Consider the following 18,401-nt stretch of genomic DNA (forward strand, 5'->3'; position numbering starts at 1 on the left):
TCCATACGAACGAGCTGCGCCGAGCAATCTCGCATTACCGCTGTCCTCCGTCCACGCCCGATACCGTGCCGAACACCGTCATGCCGGACACCACGCGCCCCGCTCGCCTGAACTTCGCGCTCATGTTGCCGCTGCTGCTGGCGGCCCAGCCGGTGGCGACCGACAGTTACTTGCCGGCCCTGCCTGAAATCGCCGCGACGCTGGGCTCCGCCAGCGTCAGTCTCACGGTTTTCGCATTGATATTCGGTGTCGGACAATTACCGATGGGCGGTCTTTCCGACCGAATCGGCCGTCGTCCCGTGTTGCTGACCGGCCTTGCGCTCTATGCGTTGAGTGCACTGGCGGCGGCGCTCGCATCGAGCGCCGCGATGCTGGTGGCCGCGCGTGCGATGCAGGGCTTTGCCATGGCCGCGATCCTGGTATGCGCCCGCGCGACGGTACGCGACCGGTATTCGGCCGGCGACGGCCCGTACGTGATGGCGCGCGGTTTCATGGGAATGGGGATGATGGCGTTTCTTGCCCCGATTCTCGGTGCGTATGTCACGCAGTACGCGGGCTGGCGATGGGTACTCGCGGGGATGAGCCTGTATGCGTTCGGCTTGCTCGTCATGTGCTGGTACGGATTCGAGGAAAGCGCCGCCAGAATCGCGCCGGGCCGGAACTCGACCGGGGACGTGCGCGAGATATTCGGCAACGCCCCGTTCAGGGTATGGACGCTGCTGGCCGCGTCGACGTACACCGGCATGTTCTGTTTTCTGCTGCTTTCTCCGACGATTTACATTCGGCAGCTCGGCATCTCGCCCCAGCGATACGGCTGGATACCGGCGAGCGGGACGCTCGTCTATGTCCTCAGTACCGTTGGCTGCCGGCACTTGCTGCGACGTCAAAGCATGCTGCGAACGGTGCGCCAAGGCGCAACGTTGAGCCTGTCAGGCGCGGTGATCCAGGCATTGGGGTGCGCGCTGCTTCCCGGCAGCATCTGGCCGCTGCTCGTCGGACATGGCGTGTATTGTCTCGGGCACGGAATCCATCAACCATGCGGACAGGCAGGCGCGGTCAGTGGCCTGCCTCATCTTGCCGGCCGCGCGGTATCGTGGTCCGGCTTCATCATGATGTTCTTCGCTTTCAGCGTGGGACAGACGGCGGCGGTTTTCACCGATCCGCGCTATCAGTCGGGCGCGTGGCCGATGGTGGTGCCGATGCTTGGCGTCGGCGTTACGCTGGTTACGATTGCGTTTGTGTGGTTGCCGAGAATCGGTGGCGCGAATTTGGGTGTGGCAGCGGTTCCGGCGCGGGCGGTGGACGGGCGGTGAGTTGTGGTGGGAACTCGGTGGAAAGCGGCGGGATGGGTGTCCAGCGCATCTCTTGTGACCGCCAAATGGACTTGGTGAACGTGATACTCGACAAGGACGCTACGAGCGAGCATCTAGGCAGCAGTGGCCTGAACAAGACGCAGGCCCCATCCAGTTTGCAACGTACCGTCTTCGCCTTGCATGGGCGCGAACGCCGACAACAGTTCACTTTTGAACTGTGCGCGCGCTGCCTCCGACATCCGGTCGGCATCGTAGGTGTCGAGCATGTCCAACCACAGCTGCTCGGGTGTAGGTGTCCAGTCGATTTCGATGTCTTCAAAAGCCACATCAACAAAATCGGGCTTGAGTAGTTCTTGCCACCCCGCTTCACCGCGTGTACGCGCATCACCGAGTCGCAACTCTGTGAGCTGATCCTTCGCGATTGGCTTGAAGATGTCCAAAAAGACTTCGCCGACCTTGCCAGTCAAAAAGCTCCGCCCGACGATAGCGGAAAAACTGCCGCCGTCACGCAATACCCGGCGAATCTCTCGAACAACTTGTTCGATATCATCCATCAACATCAGAGCCATATGTGACAGCACGTAGTCTACTGAACCGCTATCGAGCGACAGTTCTTGTGCACGCTCGTTGAGCAATCGTATTTCGTGCGGCAATATTCCCCGAGCCACGCTCAACTCGCCATCGCTGATGTCTATGCCAATTAGCTTCGTTGCTGCATGCCCCCTGTCGTTCAGAATTTGCAGCAATGGCCCATCACCACACGCCAGATCGAGCACAGTCCGCGACATCGCATCGTTCGGTACACGAGTCGCCAGTGCGTGATAGGAGGACGGGTATGCTGCCTGCGCAGATCGTGCAGGCCGATTACCGTAGGCTCGACGCGTTGCTCCTGCCCGGCGGCGATGAAAATCTTTCAAATATATTTCTGCGTACGAGGTCATTCTCGCGCCATTCGATTGTTCGCTAGTTGGGAGCACTCGTGACTCTCGAGCCTGAACCCCAAGCGGATTGTCGACGAACCAGACCACGATGTCGAACGTCTCAAAATGGCCGGCAGCCACCACCCGGCGCCGCTCGACCGACAACGTCGGACCGTGGCTATGCAGCTCGGCGTCCAGCTGTGTGACGGGGCAGTCGATGTCGGCGGATGGCGTGCTCACCATGCGCTGAGCACGCTGCCCCTCCCGACGTCGATCCAGCCCCACACGAACGGGGCCACACAACGCATCAACGCGACGTACCCTCGTCGCCCGCGCCCCCCACCATCAGCACATCCGACAGCTTCAACACCGGGCAATGCGCCCCCGCGCCCGCAACGGCATCACGATACGTATCCGTGACAGCCGCCGCGATCCCATGAGCCGCGTCGACACCTTCGGCCATCGCCGAGTAGTACGACAGGTCCTTGAGCGCGTTCGCCATATGGAACGGCAGCGCGGACGTGTCGCCGGTCTCCAGAAACGGACGCAGCCGGTTCAGCGCGGCGCCGCCGCCACCGCCGTTGGCGAGCACGTCGGCGAGCACCGCGACGTCCACGCCCGAGCGCTTCGCGCACGCGACAGCTTCCGACAGCAGCGCGATGGTCCCGAGCGACACATAGTTGTGCAGCAGCTTCATGCTGTGGCCGGCCCCGACATCGCCGACGCGCGTGATGTTTTCCGCGAAGCACGCGAGCACCGGCCTGACCTCCGCGAACAACCCGGGCGTCGCGCCGACCAGCAGGTTCAGCCGGCCCTCGTGCGCCTCCTTGGCGCCGCGCGTCATCGGCGCGTCGACGAAGCGCCCGCCTGCCGCTTCGACGAGTCGCGCCATTCTGACGGTCGATTCGGGAACGGCGGTCGAACAATCGACGACGATCGCGTTGTCCCTCAGGCCGGCCAACACGCCGTCCTCACCGGTGAGCACCGCTTCCACTTCGGGGGACCCCGTCACGCACAGGATGATGACGTCCGCTTGCGCAGCCAGTTCGCGCGCGGTCCGCACCGTCCGTACGCCGTCGCGCAGCAGCTCGTCGAGCGGCTGATTGCCCGGATGCTCGACGACCGTGAGCGGATAACCGTGCTTCAGCACGTTGCGCGCAATACCATGCCCCATCAAACCCACGCCGATCAGGCCAATCTGCTGTTTCATGTCGTTCCCGTCAAAAGATCGCACCGCGGCGCAGCGCCGCGGCGAAATGGATAGTCGTTACCGGTCGACGAGCCGTGCCGGCAGCAGCATCGTGAGGACGAGGCCCAGCAACAGGCACCCGACCATCACGAACAGCGGCGCGGCAAGACTGCCGGACGCCTGCTTCAGGTAGCCGACCGCATAGGGCCCGAAGAAGCCGCCGAGGTTCCCGAACGAGCTGATCACCGCGATGCCCATCGATACCGACGCGGTGCCGAGCGCCGCGGTCGGCATGCTCCAGAACAGCGGCGGAAACGAGATGAGCCCCGCGTTCGCGATGCAGAGGGCGAACATGCCGAGCCACAGCTGATCGTGCCAGACGACCGACAGCCCGAGCCCGGTCGCGCCCATCAGCAAAAGGGCGGCGACGTGCAGCCGCTGCCGGCCGCGCCGGTCCGCGCTGCGTCCGAACAGGACCATCACGACCACGGCCACCGCATTCGGCAGCGCGGCGAGCAAGCCGATGGCGAAATCGCTGCCGATGCCCATCTGCTTGATCATCGTCGGCGCCCAGAATGTATAGCCGTAAATCGCGAACACGTCGAGAAAGTAGATCACGCAGAACGCCCATACGAGCCAGTTGGAGAACAGACCGCGGTGCTTGACCGACTCGGTCGTCGCACGATCTTCCGCCAGCACGCGTGCCAGGACGGCGCGCTCCGCTGGCGAGAAACGCCCGCTGCGCGTGACGTCGTCGTCGAGGCCCTTCCATACATACAGCGCAGCCACGAATGCGGGCAGCGACTCGAGAATGAAGATCCATTTCCAGCCGGGGATCTGCATCGCCCCGTCGAAATACTGCAGGATGAAGCCGGTCAACGGCGAGCCGATCAACCCGGCCAGCGCGAGCGCCGCATAGAACATCGACAGAATCCGCGCGCGCCGCCGCCCCGGGAACGAACGGGCCATGTAGAGCACGATGGCCGGGATGAAGCCGGCCTCGGCGACGCCGAGCAGAAAGCGCATCACGTAGAACTGCATCGGCGTGGACACGAACGCCGTCAATCCCGACACGACACCCCACGACACGACGATCCGGGTAATCCAGCGACGCGGCCCGACGCGCACCAGCAGCATGTTGCTCGGCACCTCGAAGATCACGTAACCGAGAAAGAATATCCCTGCACCGAAGCCGAACACCGCATCGGAAAAGCCCAGGTGCTGGCTCATCTGCAGTTTGGCGAAGCTGACGTTCACGCGATCGATGTACGACGTGACGTACGCGAACATCAAAATAGGCAGGATTTGCACGGCGAGCCGGCGGAAGATCCGGTCCTCCTGTGCGAGGTCGTGCGCCGATGCCGGGGCGGCGAGGTCGCCCGGATTGCAGGCCGCGTCGATTTCCACGTTTGTCTCCGAAAGTTCATGGATGGCCCCGCGTGCGTGCTTGCGTCGTCACGCGTGCAGTCGCTGTCGAGATAGGTGTGTGCGACAGGAGGCGGTTCGAATCTACCGGCTGCCCCGCCCACCCGATATGCGAAATCCTTCAAGCGGCACTTCGAATATCTCGAACGCCCGCGCGGGCCGGCCATCATACGGTGCAATGCACAAGCCCCGGAAGAACGGGGTCCGGCCGCCGACCACTCGCTCGATACGGGCCATCGCGGCGTGACGGCGGTGTCGCGGTGTGCGGCGCACCATTCGCGGCCAGTCAGGGTTAGCACCACTTCGCCCGATACCGTGGCGCGCGGCGATGAATGACATACTTGCCGCAGTTTCAACCGGAGCCTGCGCTTGTTCGATCTCACGTCCCTCGCCCTGTTCGTCCGTGCAGCCGAGCTGGGCAGCCTGTCGCGCGCCGCGCAGCAGTCCCACATGTCGCTCTCCACCGCGAGCCGCCGGATCGCGCTGCTCGAGCATCACTTTCGCGTGGTGCTGCTGAACCGCACGGTGGCCGGCGTCGAACTCACACCCGCCGGCGAAGCGCTGTTGCGCCACGCGACCGACCTGCTGCTGCGCACCGATGCGATCTACAGCGAACTGTCCGACTATACGAAAGGCGCAGTCGGCCGCGTCCGCGTGTTCGCGAACATCTCGGCGATCAGCCAGGATCTGCCCGATCAGTTGCGCACCTTTGCGCAACGCTATCGCGACATCAAGCTGCAGATCAGCGAACTGAGAAGTTCCGACATCCTGCAGGCGCTGCGCGAAGGCCGCGCGGACGTCGGCATCGTCACGTCGCGCACCGCGCCCGAGGGCATCCACCTCGCGCCTTACTGCATGGATCGGGCCAGCGTGGTCGTCCCCGACGACTACCCGCTCAGCGGCGATTCGATCGATTTCAGCGCGTTGCTCGACCACGATCTGGTCGCGCTCGACGACCGCTCGGAACTCACGCGTTCGCTCGTCAGGGAAGCGGCGCTGCTCGGCAAGTCGGTCCGCTTCCGCGTGCAGGTGCAGAGCTTCGAAGCCATGTGCCGGCTGATCGCGGCAGGGCAAGGCATCGGTATCCTGCCCGAACGCGCGGTCGCGCTGTTTCGCGAACCGATGCGCCTGCGTTTCATTCGCCTCAACGATCCGTGGGCCAATCGCGTCATGTCGGTCGGCATCCGCGCCGGCGCCGTGCCGCTGCCGACGCGCAAGCTGTTCGAGTTTCTCGCCTCGTTCGCGCCGCCTTCGCTCGTCTCCGGTGAAGCCGGGCAATCGAACGACTGACTGCGCCGCCACGCGTGTGTGCACGCCGGCGTGTTGCAGATTTTCGAAGGTCCCGTTCACGAATCCGCACTTCCTGCCGATGCCGGCGACGCAGTAGATTCGACGGACAGATTCAATAGTCCGCCGGTTACCGCAACGGAAGAGACACGGGAGACATGCCGACGCGATCCGAGGGGAATCGAATGCAGCGTTGCGTATCAAAGGCCGCCGCGCAGCAAGTCGATGCGGCTCGGCTCACGCACCCTCCCCGTGTCTGCCCCTCCCGTGCGGGACGCCAGCTTCATCATGGAGGCTTCCCGCAACATGAAGAACCCGCACCGCATCGCGGTCATCGCCGGCGACGGCATCGGCAAGGAAGTGATGCCCGAAGGCCTGCGCGTGCTGCGCGCCGCCGCGGATCGCTTCGACATTCCGCTGGCGTTCGACGAGTTCGGCGACTGGTGTACCGATCACTACGTTCGCCACGGCACGATGATGCCGGCCGACTGGGCGCGGCAGATCGGCGCGCACGACGCCATTTTCTTCGGGGCCGTCGGCGCGCCCGATATCGTGCCGGACCACGTCGCCGTGTGGGAATCGCTGATCAAGATCCGGCGCGAGTTCGATCAATACGTGAACCTGCGCCCGGTGCGCCTGATGCCGGGCGTGCCCGCGCCGCTCGCCGGGCGCCAGCCGGGCGACATCGACTTCATCGTCGTGCGCGAGAACACGGAAGGCGAGTATTCGTCGGTGGGCGGCCGGATGTTCACCGGAACCGACCGCGAGATCGCCGTGCAGCAGTCGGTTTTCTCGCGGGTCGGCGTCGACCGCGTGCTCAGGTTCGCATTCGAACTCGCCCGCTCGCGCCCGCGCAAGCAGCTGACGGCGGCGACGAAATCCAACGGCATCTCGATCACCATGCCGTTCTGGGACGAACGCCTCGCGGAAATGGCCCGGTCGTTCCCGGACATCGAAACGCGCAAATATCACATCGACATACTGTGCGCGCACTTCGTCCAGAATCCGGATCGCTTCGACGTCGTCGTCGCCTCGAACCTGTTCGGCGACATCCTGTCCGACCTCGGCCCCGCGTGTACCGGCACGATCGGCATCGCGCCGTCGGCGAATCTGAACCCGGAGCGGCGCTTTCCTTCGCTGTTCGAGCCGGTGCACGGCTCGGCGCCCGACATCGCGGGCCGCGGCATCGCGAATCCGATCGGGCAGATCTGGTCGGCCGCGTTGCTGCTTCAACACCTCGGTCGCGGCGAATCGCGCTACGAAGCCGCGGCCGCCGAAATCGTCGCGGCGATCGAATCCGTGCTCGTCGCCGGCCCGCGCACCCGCGACATGGGCGGCACGGCCAGCACCGAAGAACTGGGCGCCGCGATTGCACACGCCATCGCGAACCCCGCATCGATCGAGGAATGACCCATGCAATTTGATCACTACATCGACAACGCCCGCGTCGTGCCGAATACCGGCGAGCGGATCGACGTCGTCGACCCGAGCACCGGCGAACCGTTCGCGACGATCGCGCGCGGCGATGCGACCGACGTACAGCACGCCGTTTCCGCGGCCCGGCGCGCGATGGGCGACACGCTCGACGGCCCGTGGGCGAAGCTGTCGCCGGTCGAGCGCAGCAACCTGCTGTTCGCGTACGCCGCGGCCGTCTCGCAGCATGCGGACGAACTCGCGCAGCTCGAAGCGCGCGACACCGGCAAGGCGTTGAATACCGCCCGTACCGATGCCGCGGTACTCGCGCGCTACCTCCAGTACTACGCCGGATGCGTCGACAAGCTGCACGGCGACACACTGCCCTACACCGCCGGGTTCACGGTATTGACGGTGCGCGAACCGATCGGCGTGACCGGCCACATCATTCCGTGGAATTACCCGATGCAGATCTACGGTCGCTCGGTCGGCGCGTCGCTCGCCGCCGGCAATGCGTGCGTGGTCAAGCCGGCGGAGGACGCGAGCCTGTCCATTCTGCGGCTGGCGGAAATCGCGGCCGAGGTCGGCTTTCCGGCCGGCACCGTCAACGTCGTCACGGGGCTGGGCGGCGAAGCCGGCGCGGCGCTGTCGGCTCATCCCGGCATTCGTCACATCTCGTTTACCGGGTCGACCGGGACGGGCGCGCTGGTCGGCCGCGCGGCCGCCGAGCGTCACTGCCCCGCGGTGCTGGAACTGGGCGGCAAGTCGCCGCAATTGCTGTTCGACGATGCCGATCTCGACCAGGCGCTGCCCGTCATCGTCAACGCGATCGTGCAGAACGCGGGGCAGACCTGCTCGGCCGGCAGCCGGCTGCTCGTCCAGCACACCGTCTACGAGCGCGTGCTCGATCGTCTCGCGCAGCAATTCGAGCGGCTGCGTTCGGGGCCGCCGTCGATGAATCTGGAGATGGGGCCGCTCGTCAATGCGAAGCAGCATGCACGGGTGCGGGCCATCGTCGAGCGCGCGCAGGCCGACGGCATTCGCGTGGCGGCGCGCGGCACCATCGCGGCCGGCGCATCGGGCGCAGGCTACTACCAGGAAGCGGTGTTGTTCCGCGACGTGCCGCCCGACAGCGAGCTCGCGCAGGAAGAGGTATTCGGCCCCGTGCTCGCGGCCATGCCGTTCGACGACGAAGAGACGGCGGTCGCCCTCGCGAACGGCACGCAGTATGGCCTCGTCGCGGGTGTCTGGACCCGCGACGGCGCCCGCGCGCTGCGGCTCGCGCGCAAGCTGCAGGCCGGACAGGTCTTCATCAACAACTACGGCGCGGGCGGCGGCGTGGAGCTGCCGTTCGGCGGCGTGAAGGCAAGCGGATATGGCCGCGAGAAAGGCTTCGAGGCATTGCTCGGCTTTACCGCGCTGAAGACCATCGCGATCAGGCACGATTGATCGCCGCCACGCTGCGACGGTCGTTCGGGCCGTCGCCGGAGAATCGCCATGTCCCGACTGGCCATCGTGGGTGCCGGCCGCGTCGGCAAGACGCTCGGCAACCTGATCGTCGCGAACCGTATCGTCGACGCGGGGCAAATCTACGATCGTGACATCGCGTGCGCGCACGCCACCGTGGCATTCGTCGGCGCCGGCTGACCGGTCGATGATCTCGATCGGGTCGAGCCCGCCGACATCTGGCTGCTGTCCGTACCGGACACCCGGATACGATCCCCCAAAACCATCAACCGATCGTTTGCGCGAACGACTTCAGATACTTCATGCCCGTGTCGCACATGATCGTCACGATCGTGGCGTCCGGGCCGAGCCGTTCGGCGAGTCGCAATGCGCCGGTTACGTTGGCGCCGGTCGACGTCCCGCAGAACAGCCCCTCCTCCGCGGCCAGTCGGAACGCCATGGCTCTCGCGTCCTCCGTCGAGACGCGCTCGAGTTCGTCGGCGATGCCGTCGCGCCAAAGCGGCACGACATAGCCCGCGCCGATTCCGTCGATCTTGTGCGCGCCGGTCGGCCCACCCGACAGCACCGCCGATTCGGCCGGCTCGACACCGGCGATCCGGATACGTGCGTCGTGTTCGCGCAAGCGCCGCGAAATCCCGCGCAGCGACGCAGCCGTACCGACGCGCTGGACGAAACCGTCGAGACGGCCGCCGGTCTGCTCCCAGATCTCGTCGGCCATCTTCGTATAGGCGTCGAGCTGATCGGTGTTTTCCATCTGCGCGGTGATGTATGCGCCCGTCTCGCCGGCAATCCGATGCGCTTCGCGAATCATGTCCTTCGTCAGCTTCTCGGTTTGCTTGCCGTTGTCGCTCGGGACGAGCGTCAGCTTCGCGCCAAGCAGGCGCATGTGATCGAGCTTCTCCTTCGAGAACGCATCCGACGAGACCAGATGCAGCGGATGCCGCTTGACGGCGCACACCAGCGCGAGCGACACACCCGTGCTGCCGCCGGTGTACTCGACCACCGCGCCGCCGGGCTTCAGACGCCCATCGCGCTCGGGCGCTTCGATCATCGCGAGCGCGATCCGGTCTTTCATGCTGCCGGTCGGATTCTGACTTTCGAGCTTGACGAACAGACGCGCGCCGTTCTTCGGGACAACGTGTCGTAACGGGACGAGCGACGTGTTGCCGATCGTGTCGAGGATGCTGCCGGGAGTCGATTTCATGTTGACCTCTGAAGTGAGCGAACGGGCAAGACCGGGCGGGTAGCCGTCAGGTCGCGTGACCGAGCAGCGCGACAGCGAACGTGAGCGTTGCCGCGAAGCCGGTCAGGAAAGCGATCGTGCGAACAACCGGAATGCCGGCGGCGTAAACGACGTAGTGAACCAGCCGGGCACCCAGATAGAGCCTGGCCGAGAACACCGTCGCCGGGCTGCTCGCCCCCGTCATTGCGCACATCAATACGAGCGGGGCGAACACAGCGAGATTCTCGATCGCGTTCGCATGCGCGCGCCGTGCGCGTTCCGCCCACGGCGGATCGGGCGGATGGGACGGATCGGGATTGCTCAAGGCCGCCATCAGGCCGCGCGTCATGATTCTGGCCAGCATGTAAGGAATCCACATCAGCAGCGTCGCGATCGCGGTCAGCGTCAGCAGGTGAAGTTCTGGCGAAAATGTCATCGGATTGGCCTCTATCGGACTGAGCCGCAGGAGGAATCTGCGGATGCCGGAAATGCTTCGCAGTCTAGACTCGGGACGAGGCCGCTCGCCATAGTCATAAATGACATTAATAGCGACATTCACGACACCCGTTCGACATGAAAGACGCTATCCGTCCGACCGGAAATCCGATGCATGGGGCGGGCGTAGCGCAACGCGCCGCCCGCTGCATTCAATCAGACCGTACGCGACACGAGCTCGCCCAGAACCGTGTCCAGTGCGACATGGCCGTGCAGGATTTCTTCAGGATCACTTTCGAAATCGATCCAGCCTTCGTTGAAGCCGTCCAGCATGCGCATGCGGGGGAGCGGATGCTTCATGCCCTGCGCGCGAAACAGCGCTTCCCACGTTCGTCTGTCGACGGCTTCCGCGCGCACGTCCCGGCCCAACACGCGAGCGAAGGCCAGCGCGAGATCGTTGGGGCTCACCCGGCGTGGGCCTTCGAGCTCGATGACACGCACACCGTGCCACGTCTGCTGGAGCAGTTGCGCCGCCACGCGGCCGACGTCCGCGGTGGCGACCATCGGCACAGGCTTGTCGAGCGGCTGCAGGTAACTGGCGACGACGCCCTCGTCGCGCGCGGACGCGACATCCCATGCGGCGTTCTCCATGAACCAGCCGGGCCGCAGGAACGTCACCGGCATCGGCATCTCGCGCAGCGCCTGCTCCATCAGCGCGAGTTGCGTGAGCAGATTGGGCTCGTCGGCCTGCGCGCCGATCGTCGACAGACACACGACCCTGTCGGGGCGCGCCTTCAGTAGCGCGGCGGACACGGCCTCGATCACTTTCCGCGCTTCGGGCAACCCGGGCGCCGGATCGAACACCGGCGGCAGCAGGATGAAAACGCCCGTCGCGCCTGCGAATGCGTCGGCGAGCGACGCCGGGTCTTCCATGAAAGCCGTCGCGATCTCGCACCCGCGTGCCGCCCATGCCGCTGCCCGCGTCGCGTCGCGCACGACCGCGCGCACGGGCCGACCCGAGGCCAGCAGTTCACTGGCCAGTGCGCCGCCGACCTTGCCGGTGATTCCTGTGATTGCATACATTGCTCGTTCTCCATGTGTGAATACGTGGGTCGCATTCTGGACAAACGCCAACCAAAACAAAACGACATGGATGGCATCAGATAAGTGACAATGTGTCATCAATTCGGCATGATCGACACGGACGCCCGGCATGGCTACGCTGTGCGGCGTCGGCGTGTCGGCCTTCAGTGGGTCGTGCGCGATCCGCCACCCGTATTCAGTCGAACCACCATGAGATCCAGTAGCGAGAAGCTGTCAGGCAGCATCAGCGTGTTCGCCGCCGTCGTCGATGCCGGGACGTTTTCGGCTGCCGCCGACGTCATCGGCATGACGCCGCCGGGCGTCAGTCGCGCGATCGCGCGGCTGGAAAGAAAGCTGAACATCCGGCTGTTCAACCGAACGACGCGGTCGGTGTCGCTGACCGAAGAGGGCCGCCGCTTTTACGAGCAGGTCATGCCCCATCTCGCCGGGCTGGAGGAAGCCGCCGCGGCGGCCGCGGGCGGCGCCTCCGCGGTGCGCGGCAAGCTGCGCATCAATCTGGATCCGGTCGTCTACCGGGCCATTCTCGGGCCACGGCTCGATGCGTTCATGGACGCGCATCCCGAACTCGAAATCGAGCTCATCGCGCGAGACAGCCTGGGCGACCTCGTGATGGACGGCTTCGACCTCGCCGTGCGCTTCGGCGAACCGCGGGCATCCAGCCTGATCGCGAGAAAGCTGCTCGATACCGGCGTCGTGACGGTCGCGGCGCCCTCGTACATCGCGCGCCGGGGACGGCCGGCCAAACCCGAGGACCTCGAAGACCGGCACCACCGCTGCCTGGAATTTCGCAATCCGGAGACCGGCAAGCCGTTCGCGTGGGAATTCCATCGCAAGCGCAAACGCATCGTGGTCGACACTCGCGGACGCCTCACGGTCAACGATCCGGGCGCGCTGCTCAACGCGTGCCTAGCCGGCTCCGGCATTGCGCAGATGCTGCTGCTCGGTGCCGAGCCGCTGATCGCCGACGGCCGGTTGATCAACCTCTTTCCCGAATGGGCCGACGAGCGGTATCCGCTATACGCGTATTACCCGTCCCGGCATCACGTGCCGGCCAAGACCCGCGCGTTCCTGGATTTCATCAGAATTTGCTCCGAGAAACCCCGCCATTGATGCCGGGAAGGAAAGGAGTGCTGTTGACAGACAGCTTCTTCCACGGGTTAGGATCACCTGCATGATCCTCGTCTACCGCTACCGCGTGAAGTCGCTCAACGGACTGCTTAACAAGCAGAGCCGCGCGGTGAACTACGTCTGGAACTTCTGCAACGACACGCAGAAGCACGCGCTCAAGTGGAGCAAGAAATGGCCGACCGGATTCAACCTGAACGTGCTGGCGACCGGCAGCAGCAAGGAACTCGGTATTCACTCCGGCACGGTCAACGCGACGTGCGAGCAATATGCGAAGTCGCGCAGTCAGCGCCGTCGGCCCTACCTGCGCTATCGCGGCAGGAAATCGTTGGGCTGGGTGCCGCTGAAGGGGCGTGACCTGAAGCGCGAGGGTGACGCGTTCCGTTTCGCCGGCAACACGTTTCGGGTGTTCAACAGTCGACCGCTTCCCGAAGGCAAGATCAAGGACGGCACCAACTTTGCGCAGGATGCACGCGGCAACTGGTTTCTCAACATCGTGATCGAGATGCCCGATGTGCAGGCCCGCCCGATCCGTTCCGGCGTCGGTATTGATCTCGGCCTGAAAGACTTCGCCACACTTTCGACCGGCGAGAAGCTGCCCAATGACCAGTTCGGTCGACGAGCGGCGGAAAAGCTGGCGAAAGCGCAACGGGCGCGAAAGCACAAGCGGCATATCGCGAAGCTGCACGCCAAGGTCGCGAATGCGCGTGCCGATTTCCAACACAAGCTCGCGCTCGATCTGGTGCGGCGCTTCGATTACATCGCGGTCGGCAACGTGTCGGCTGTCAAACTCGCCAGAACCAGGATGGCGAAGAGCGTCTACGACGCGTCCTGGTCGTCCTTCCGAAACAAACTCCGTTACAAAGCGGTCGCGCACGGGGCCACGTTCGAGGAAGTGGACGAAAGCGGTTCCACCCAGTCCTGTTCGTCGTGCGGGTCGAAAGACAGCGCGACGCGGCCGAAAGGTATCGCGGGACTGCGAGTAAGAGAATGGGCCTGCAGTGGATGTGGTGCCGAGCATGATCGTGATATCAACGCTGCGCTGAACATTCTCCGATGCGGACGTGCATCGCCAGGTGTGGGAATCCGCCGCCTTTAGGCGGTGGAGGACGTCAAGGTCGAACTGACGGGTATTCACGGGGGCGTCGGCGCGCGCTAGTGGTGTTCGCTACCGATTGTCGGCACGCAATTCCCGCACGCCTCGACCGAGCCTGCGACGCAGCAAGGCCCGCAACGTCGCCGAATCCGCGTAACCCACTTCGCTTGCGATCGTCTCCAGGTCGTAACCCATCGACACGAGGTTCTGCGCCCGTTCGATTCGGAGATCCTGGAAGAACGCCAAGGGCGACTTCCCGAGTACCGCCTCGGTACGGCGCTGCAACGTGCGTGGTCCCACGGTCAATGCAGCCGCCGCTGTCTGAAGCGAGAAACCCAGGGAAAGGTTCTCGCGGGCCCAGCGCTCGAATCGCGCGATCAATGGATCGGCGTGTGCAAGGTAATCCGGAATGATGTATTCGGCCTGCGACGAACGCTTGTCGATCAGCATGAAGCGGGCCACGAGCGTGGCCAGCTCGGGACTCGCCTGACGCAGCAACCACAGCGCCAGGTCGAGATGACCCATCGCCGATCCTGCCGTGACCACGCGATCCGCGGCGACGACCATGCGCGAATCGTTCAGATCGACTGCCGGATAACGTTGACGGAAAAAAGGCGACAGCGACCAGGTGGTCGTCGCCTCGCGATGATCCAGCAGCCCGGCTTCGGCCAGCAAGAACGTACCGATACAGGCGGCGGCGACGCCGACGCCGTCGGCATGCCACGCACGAAGGTGCGCCATCGCATCGCACACGTCCCGACGCTGCAGCGTCTCGATCAGGCGCTCCGGCTCCCTGATACCGGGCGCGGGCACGGCCACCCAGTCCGGGCGACGCACGCTGCTGGCCGGTTCCACCAGCATCGACAGTCCATGCGTGGTGCGGATGCGTTTGCGCACGCCAACCACCGTCACGTCGAACGGCGGCGCGGCAAAGCCCTGGGCTGCAGCCAGTTCGTTGGCCATCGCAAAGGTATCCAGCAGTACCGTCAGCCCGGTGTCGAACAGACCCTCGAGGGCCAGGATCGTCAATCTCATGTCGTAAACATCTCTATTAATGTCATTTACGACTATAGCCCGATTTCGGGGCAAAGCCTAGACTGCATGGCAACGTGGTGAAGACATCAGCTGCCTCGGTTTTCAATGACGTCACACGTTTCATCCCAACCGCATCGGAGCCGCACGTACGGATGCGGTTGCGGTCCTCTAACCTCATTGGCTGGGAAACACTCAACATGTCCAGAACCATTCTGATCACCGGCGCCAGCAGCGGCTTCGGCCGCGACACCGCGGAAACACTCTCACGTGCCGGACACCGGGTATTCGCGTCGATGCGTGACGTCGCCGGCCGCAACCGGCCGCATGCCGATGCGCTGCGGGCGAGCGGCGTACAGGTCGTCGAACTCGATGTGACGGGCGATGCGTCCGTCGAGCGCGGCGTCGCCTCCGTGCTGGAACATGCCGGGCGTCTCGATGTCCTGATCAATAACGCCGGTATCGGGTCGGCCGGCGTTTCCGAGGCGTTCACGACGAAGCAGGTACAGGCACTCTTCGACGTGAACGTATTCGGCATCCAGCGCATGTCGAGAGCGGTATTGCCGACCTTCAGAACGCAGGGTGAAGGCCTGATCGTGAACGTCGGCTCGATACTCGGCCGCGTGACGTTTCCGTTCTTCGGTCTCTATGGCGCATCGAAGTTTGCGATCGAAGCGTTGACCGACAGCTACCGCTACGAATTGTCGACGTTGGGCATCGACGTCGTTCTCGTTCAACCGAGCAACTATCCGACGAATATCTTCGGCAGCGCGCAGCGGCCCGCCGACGCCGCGCGCGTGCCCGGCTACGGTGAAGCCGGTGCGATTCCGGACAAGATGGTCGAGACGTTGATGACGTTGTTCGCGAGCGACCACGCGCCGGACCCGCACGACGTCGCCGAAGCCATCGCTCAACTCGTCGAGCAAGCACCGGGCACGCGCCCCGCGCGTTGGGTCGTGGGTCAGTCATTCGGCGCCGACGCCCTCAACGCTCAAGCCGCAGCGATTCAGGCGCAGACACTGGAGAGCCTCGGGCTCGCGCACCTCGTCGGGCTGCAAGGACAATCCGCGGCGGCGTGAAGATACGTTCGCGGCAGAAAACGTCCGTCGACGCGATGCTCCACCGACAACGCGTCGGACACCGATGACGATGAACCGCACATCCGCGAACGCTCGCTGGACAGCGTATCGCGGTCTCTCCCATACGACGCTCTATGCACCGACCATGCCGACCGTCACACCCATGGTCAATCGCGTTTTAGTGTCGACCTCAGAAACTGTCCCGCCACGAAGATGTCGCGCTCCACTGCGCGTCGCGCCGCGGCGGCATCCCGCCTGTCCAGCGCATCCATCAGGTCTTCGTGGGCGTCGTTCAACACGGCGGAGGCTTCGGACGTGTCGAAGAGGCGGTTCGAGATCGGGCCGGCCTTCAGCCACAGCGTATCGATCAGCTCGAACAGCAACGGCGAGCCGGCCGCCTTGTAGAGCAGGACATGGAAGTCTTCGTTGGCGGCGAGGTAATCGGTGGCTTGGTCGGCCTTCAACGAAACGGCGGCCTGCTTCAGCGTTGGTTTGTCTCCCGCGGACTTCCTGGCGCGAGCCGGCTGATCCGCAGGGTGTTTCAACGCCTTCGCCATGCGCTGGCAAAGCTTGCGCAGCGTTGCGAGTTCGGCCGGCTCCAGCCTCAGGCAGCCGCGCTCGGCGGCCTCGCCTTCGAGCAGCATGCGCATTTGCAGCAGATCGTCGAACTCGGGCGCCGTCAGCCTGGGGACGATCATGCCGGCGTTGGGCACGTTCAGCAGCGCGCCTTCGGCAGCCAGACGCTGCAGCGCGGCGCGCACCGGCATCTGCCCCACCCCCATCTCGGCTGCCACGTTGCGGATCTTCAAGCGCTCGCCGGGAAGGAAGCGGCCTACGGTGACCCATTGCCGCAACGTGGCGTAGATCGTGTCTTGCTGAGTGGTGGTGGGTTCGATGTCGTGACTCATGAATCGGCAGCGGCGGTGAGCGAAGCCAGCACGGTGTCGAATGCGGCGAGCAGGCGCTGCACGTGCATCCGGGTCGTGTCAGGGCAGACGAGCATCATATTGTGAAAAGGCGTGATCAGTACGCCGCGGTTCAGCAACGCCAGATGCAGCGCGTGCTCCAGCTCGGCATCCATCACCGCCTCGGCCTGGCTGCCGTTGCGCGGCGGCTGCGGGCAGAACTGGAACTCCACCCGGGCGCCCACCTGGGTGACGCACCAGGGCAGGCCGTGGCGGGCGATGATCGTGCGCAGCCCGGCGGCCAGTTGCTCGGCCAGCGCGTGCATCGGGGCGAAGACTTCGGGCGTCATCAGGTGCGTGAGCGTGGCGCGCATCGCCGCCATGGCCAGCAGGTTGGCGGTCAGCGTGGTGCCGATGCCCGAGTGGCCCGGCGGTGCCGTGCGCTTGGCGGCCTCGGCGCGCTCGGCCAGTGCGGCGCTGAAACCATAGGCTGCGCACGGCATGCCGCCGCCCAGCGCCTTGCCCACCACCACGGCATCGGGCTGCAGGCCGTGAGCGCGCGCATAGCCGCCGGGGCCGCTGCTGAGCGTGTGGGTCTCATCCAGGACCAGCAGGCTGCCGTGGCGGCGGATGAGGTCTTGCGCCCGCGCCCAGTAGCCCGGTTCGGGCAGCACCATGCCGATGTTGGTCATCACCGGCTCGGCCAGGACGCAAGCGACGTCGCCCGGGGCCAGCGCGGCTTCCAGTGCGGCCAGGTCGTTGAATTCCACCACGCGCGTGGTGGTGGTGAGATCGTGCACCTGGCCCAGCAGGCTGGCGCGTTGCGTGGGTTGGCCGTCCACCAGGTCGACGAAGACGTCATCGACCGTGCCGTGGTAGCAGCCGTTGAACACCAGCAAGGTACGCCGCCCGGTGGCGGCACGTACCCAGCGCAGCAAGAAACGGTTGGCGTCGCTGGCCGTCATCGCGAACTGCCATTTCGGCAGACCGAAATGCCGAGCCAGCAATTCACCCACGACGGATGCGTCCTCGTTGGGCAGCATGGTGGTCAGGCCCTGCCGTGCCTGGGTCGCCAATGCCTCGGTCACGACGGCGGGCGAATGGCCGAACATGGCGCCCGTGTCACCCAGGCAGAAGTCGGCCAGCGTGTGGCCGTCCACGTCGGTGAGTTGTGCCCCCTGGGCCTGGGCCACGTGCAGCGCGAAAGGCGTGGACCAGTCGTTCATCCAGTGCAGCGGCACGCCGAACATCAGCTGCGGCGCGGCGCGTGCGGACATCACTTGCGACTTCGGGTTGCGTTGCGCGTACTCGGCGCGCTCACGGGCGAGCAAGGCCTGTACGCGTTCGTGCTCGATGCCGGTATGTGGAAGGGTGCGGTTCATGACGGAC

17 protein-coding genes are annotated in these 18,401 nt (G+C 65.0%); 8 read left to right on the top strand and 9 right to left on the bottom strand.

Annotation, left to right across the window (positions count from 1 at the left end; all coding sequences use genetic code 11):
* The first annotated feature begins 80 nt into the window (after window positions 1–80).
* Window positions 81–1,313, top strand: coding sequence for an MFS transporter (locus BLS50_RS32655; protein WP_027808449.1), 1,233 nt, complete (start codon window positions 81–83; stop codon window positions 1,311–1,313).
* 113 nt (window positions 1,314–1,426) lie between these two features.
* Here BLS50_RS32655 and BLS50_RS32660 read toward each other — a convergent pair whose 3' ends face one another.
* From BLS50_RS32660 to BLS50_RS32670, 3 genes are all read right to left on the bottom strand, one after another.
* The gene (locus BLS50_RS32660; protein WP_229290909.1) at window positions 1,427–2,476 is read right to left on the bottom strand and encodes a class I SAM-dependent methyltransferase; all 1,050 of its coding nucleotides are present in this window, start codon (window positions 2,474–2,476) and stop codon (window positions 1,427–1,429) included.
* Between the two features lie 64 nt (window positions 2,477–2,540).
* Entirely contained in the window at window positions 2,541–3,443 is a 903-nt protein-coding gene (locus tag BLS50_RS32665) for an NAD(P)-dependent oxidoreductase (RefSeq protein WP_074807879.1), read from the bottom strand.
* A gap of 57 nt (window positions 3,444–3,500) precedes the next feature.
* Window positions 3,501–4,829: an MFS transporter gene (locus tag BLS50_RS32670; RefSeq protein WP_074807881.1), complete on the bottom strand. Its 1,329-nt coding sequence runs from the start codon at window positions 4,827–4,829 to the stop codon at window positions 3,501–3,503.
* 387 nt (window positions 4,830–5,216) lie between these two features.
* Here BLS50_RS32670 and BLS50_RS32680 point away from each other — a divergent pair, with 387 nt between their 5' ends.
* The 4 genes from BLS50_RS32680 to BLS50_RS32695 all read left to right on the top strand — a co-directional run bounded on the left by BLS50_RS32680 (window position 5,217) and on the right by BLS50_RS32695 (window position 9,194).
* Window positions 5,217–6,137: a LysR family transcriptional regulator gene (locus BLS50_RS32680; protein WP_074807886.1), complete on the top strand. Its 921-nt coding sequence runs from the start codon at window positions 5,217–5,219 to the stop codon at window positions 6,135–6,137.
* A gap of 303 nt (window positions 6,138–6,440) precedes the next feature.
* Window positions 6,441–7,544: a tartrate dehydrogenase gene (locus BLS50_RS32685; protein WP_074807889.1), complete on the top strand. Its 1,104-nt coding sequence runs from the start codon at window positions 6,441–6,443 to the stop codon at window positions 7,542–7,544.
* A 3-nt stretch (window positions 7,545–7,547) separates the two neighbouring features.
* On the top strand, window positions 7,548–8,996 hold the full coding sequence (locus BLS50_RS32690) for an aldehyde dehydrogenase family protein (RefSeq protein ID WP_074807892.1): 1,449 nt from the start codon (window positions 7,548–7,550) through the stop codon (window positions 8,994–8,996).
* A gap of 48 nt (window positions 8,997–9,044) precedes the next feature.
* Window positions 9,045–9,194, top strand: a complete 150-nt coding sequence (locus tag BLS50_RS32695; protein ID WP_244109194.1) for a hypothetical protein — start codon at window positions 9,045–9,047, stop codon at window positions 9,192–9,194.
* Window positions 9,195–9,279: 85 nt separating this feature from the next.
* Here the strand turns inward: BLS50_RS32695 and BLS50_RS32700 are convergent, their stop codons facing one another.
* From BLS50_RS32700 to BLS50_RS32710, 3 genes are all read right to left on the bottom strand, one after another.
* Entirely contained in the window at window positions 9,280–10,218 is a 939-nt protein-coding gene (locus BLS50_RS32700; RefSeq protein WP_074807895.1) for a PLP-dependent cysteine synthase family protein, read from the bottom strand.
* A 46-nt stretch (window positions 10,219–10,264) separates the two neighbouring features.
* Window positions 10,265–10,795 carry an MAPEG family protein gene (locus tag BLS50_RS32705; protein ID WP_244109195.1) on the bottom strand — a complete coding sequence of 177 codons (531 nt, stop codon included), beginning with the start codon at window positions 10,793–10,795 and terminating at the stop codon, window positions 10,265–10,267.
* 92 nt (window positions 10,796–10,887) lie between these two features.
* On the bottom strand, window positions 10,888–11,754 hold the full coding sequence (locus BLS50_RS32710; RefSeq protein WP_074807898.1) for an NmrA family NAD(P)-binding protein: 867 nt from the start codon (window positions 11,752–11,754) through the stop codon (window positions 10,888–10,890).
* Window positions 11,755–11,964: 210 nt separating this feature from the next.
* Between BLS50_RS32710 and BLS50_RS32715 the strand changes: the two genes are divergently transcribed.
* A complete protein-coding gene (locus BLS50_RS32715) occupies window positions 11,965–12,885 on the top strand; it encodes a LysR family transcriptional regulator (RefSeq protein WP_074807900.1) in 921 nt (306 codons plus the stop codon).
* 61 nt (window positions 12,886–12,946) lie between these two features.
* Complete coding sequence (locus BLS50_RS32720; protein ID WP_074807903.1) at window positions 12,947–13,999, top strand: RNA-guided endonuclease InsQ/TnpB family protein; 1,053 nt, start codon at window positions 12,947–12,949, stop codon at window positions 13,997–13,999.
* Between the two features lie 69 nt (window positions 14,000–14,068).
* Here BLS50_RS32720 and BLS50_RS32725 read toward each other — a convergent pair whose 3' ends face one another.
* On the bottom strand, window positions 14,069–15,031 hold the full coding sequence (locus tag BLS50_RS32725) for a GlxA family transcriptional regulator (RefSeq protein ID WP_074807906.1): 963 nt from the start codon (window positions 15,029–15,031) through the stop codon (window positions 14,069–14,071).
* A gap of 77 nt (window positions 15,032–15,108) precedes the next feature.
* Here BLS50_RS32725 and BLS50_RS32730 point away from each other — a divergent pair, with 77 nt between their 5' ends.
* On the top strand, window positions 15,109–16,107 hold the full coding sequence (locus tag BLS50_RS32730; protein ID WP_244109196.1) for an SDR family oxidoreductase: 999 nt from the start codon (window positions 15,109–15,111) through the stop codon (window positions 16,105–16,107).
* Window positions 16,108–16,274: 167 nt separating this feature from the next.
* Here the strand turns inward: BLS50_RS32730 and BLS50_RS32735 are convergent, their stop codons facing one another.
* Together BLS50_RS32735 and BLS50_RS32740 are read right to left on the bottom strand one after the other, a co-directional pair.
* Window positions 16,275–17,015, bottom strand: a complete 741-nt coding sequence (locus BLS50_RS32735; RefSeq protein WP_074807913.1) for a GntR family transcriptional regulator — start codon at window positions 17,013–17,015, stop codon at window positions 16,275–16,277.
* Entirely contained in the window at window positions 17,012–18,394 is a 1,383-nt protein-coding gene (locus BLS50_RS32740; RefSeq protein ID WP_074807916.1) for an aspartate aminotransferase family protein, read from the bottom strand. The genes BLS50_RS32735 and BLS50_RS32740 overlap by 4 nt, the downstream gene beginning before the upstream one ends.
* Window positions 18,395–18,401 lie beyond the last annotated feature (7 nt).

It is taken from the genome of Burkholderia orbicola, from assembly GCF_900100915.1.
Taxonomy (GTDB): Bacteria; Pseudomonadota; Gammaproteobacteria; order Burkholderiales; family Burkholderiaceae; genus Burkholderia; species Burkholderia orbicola.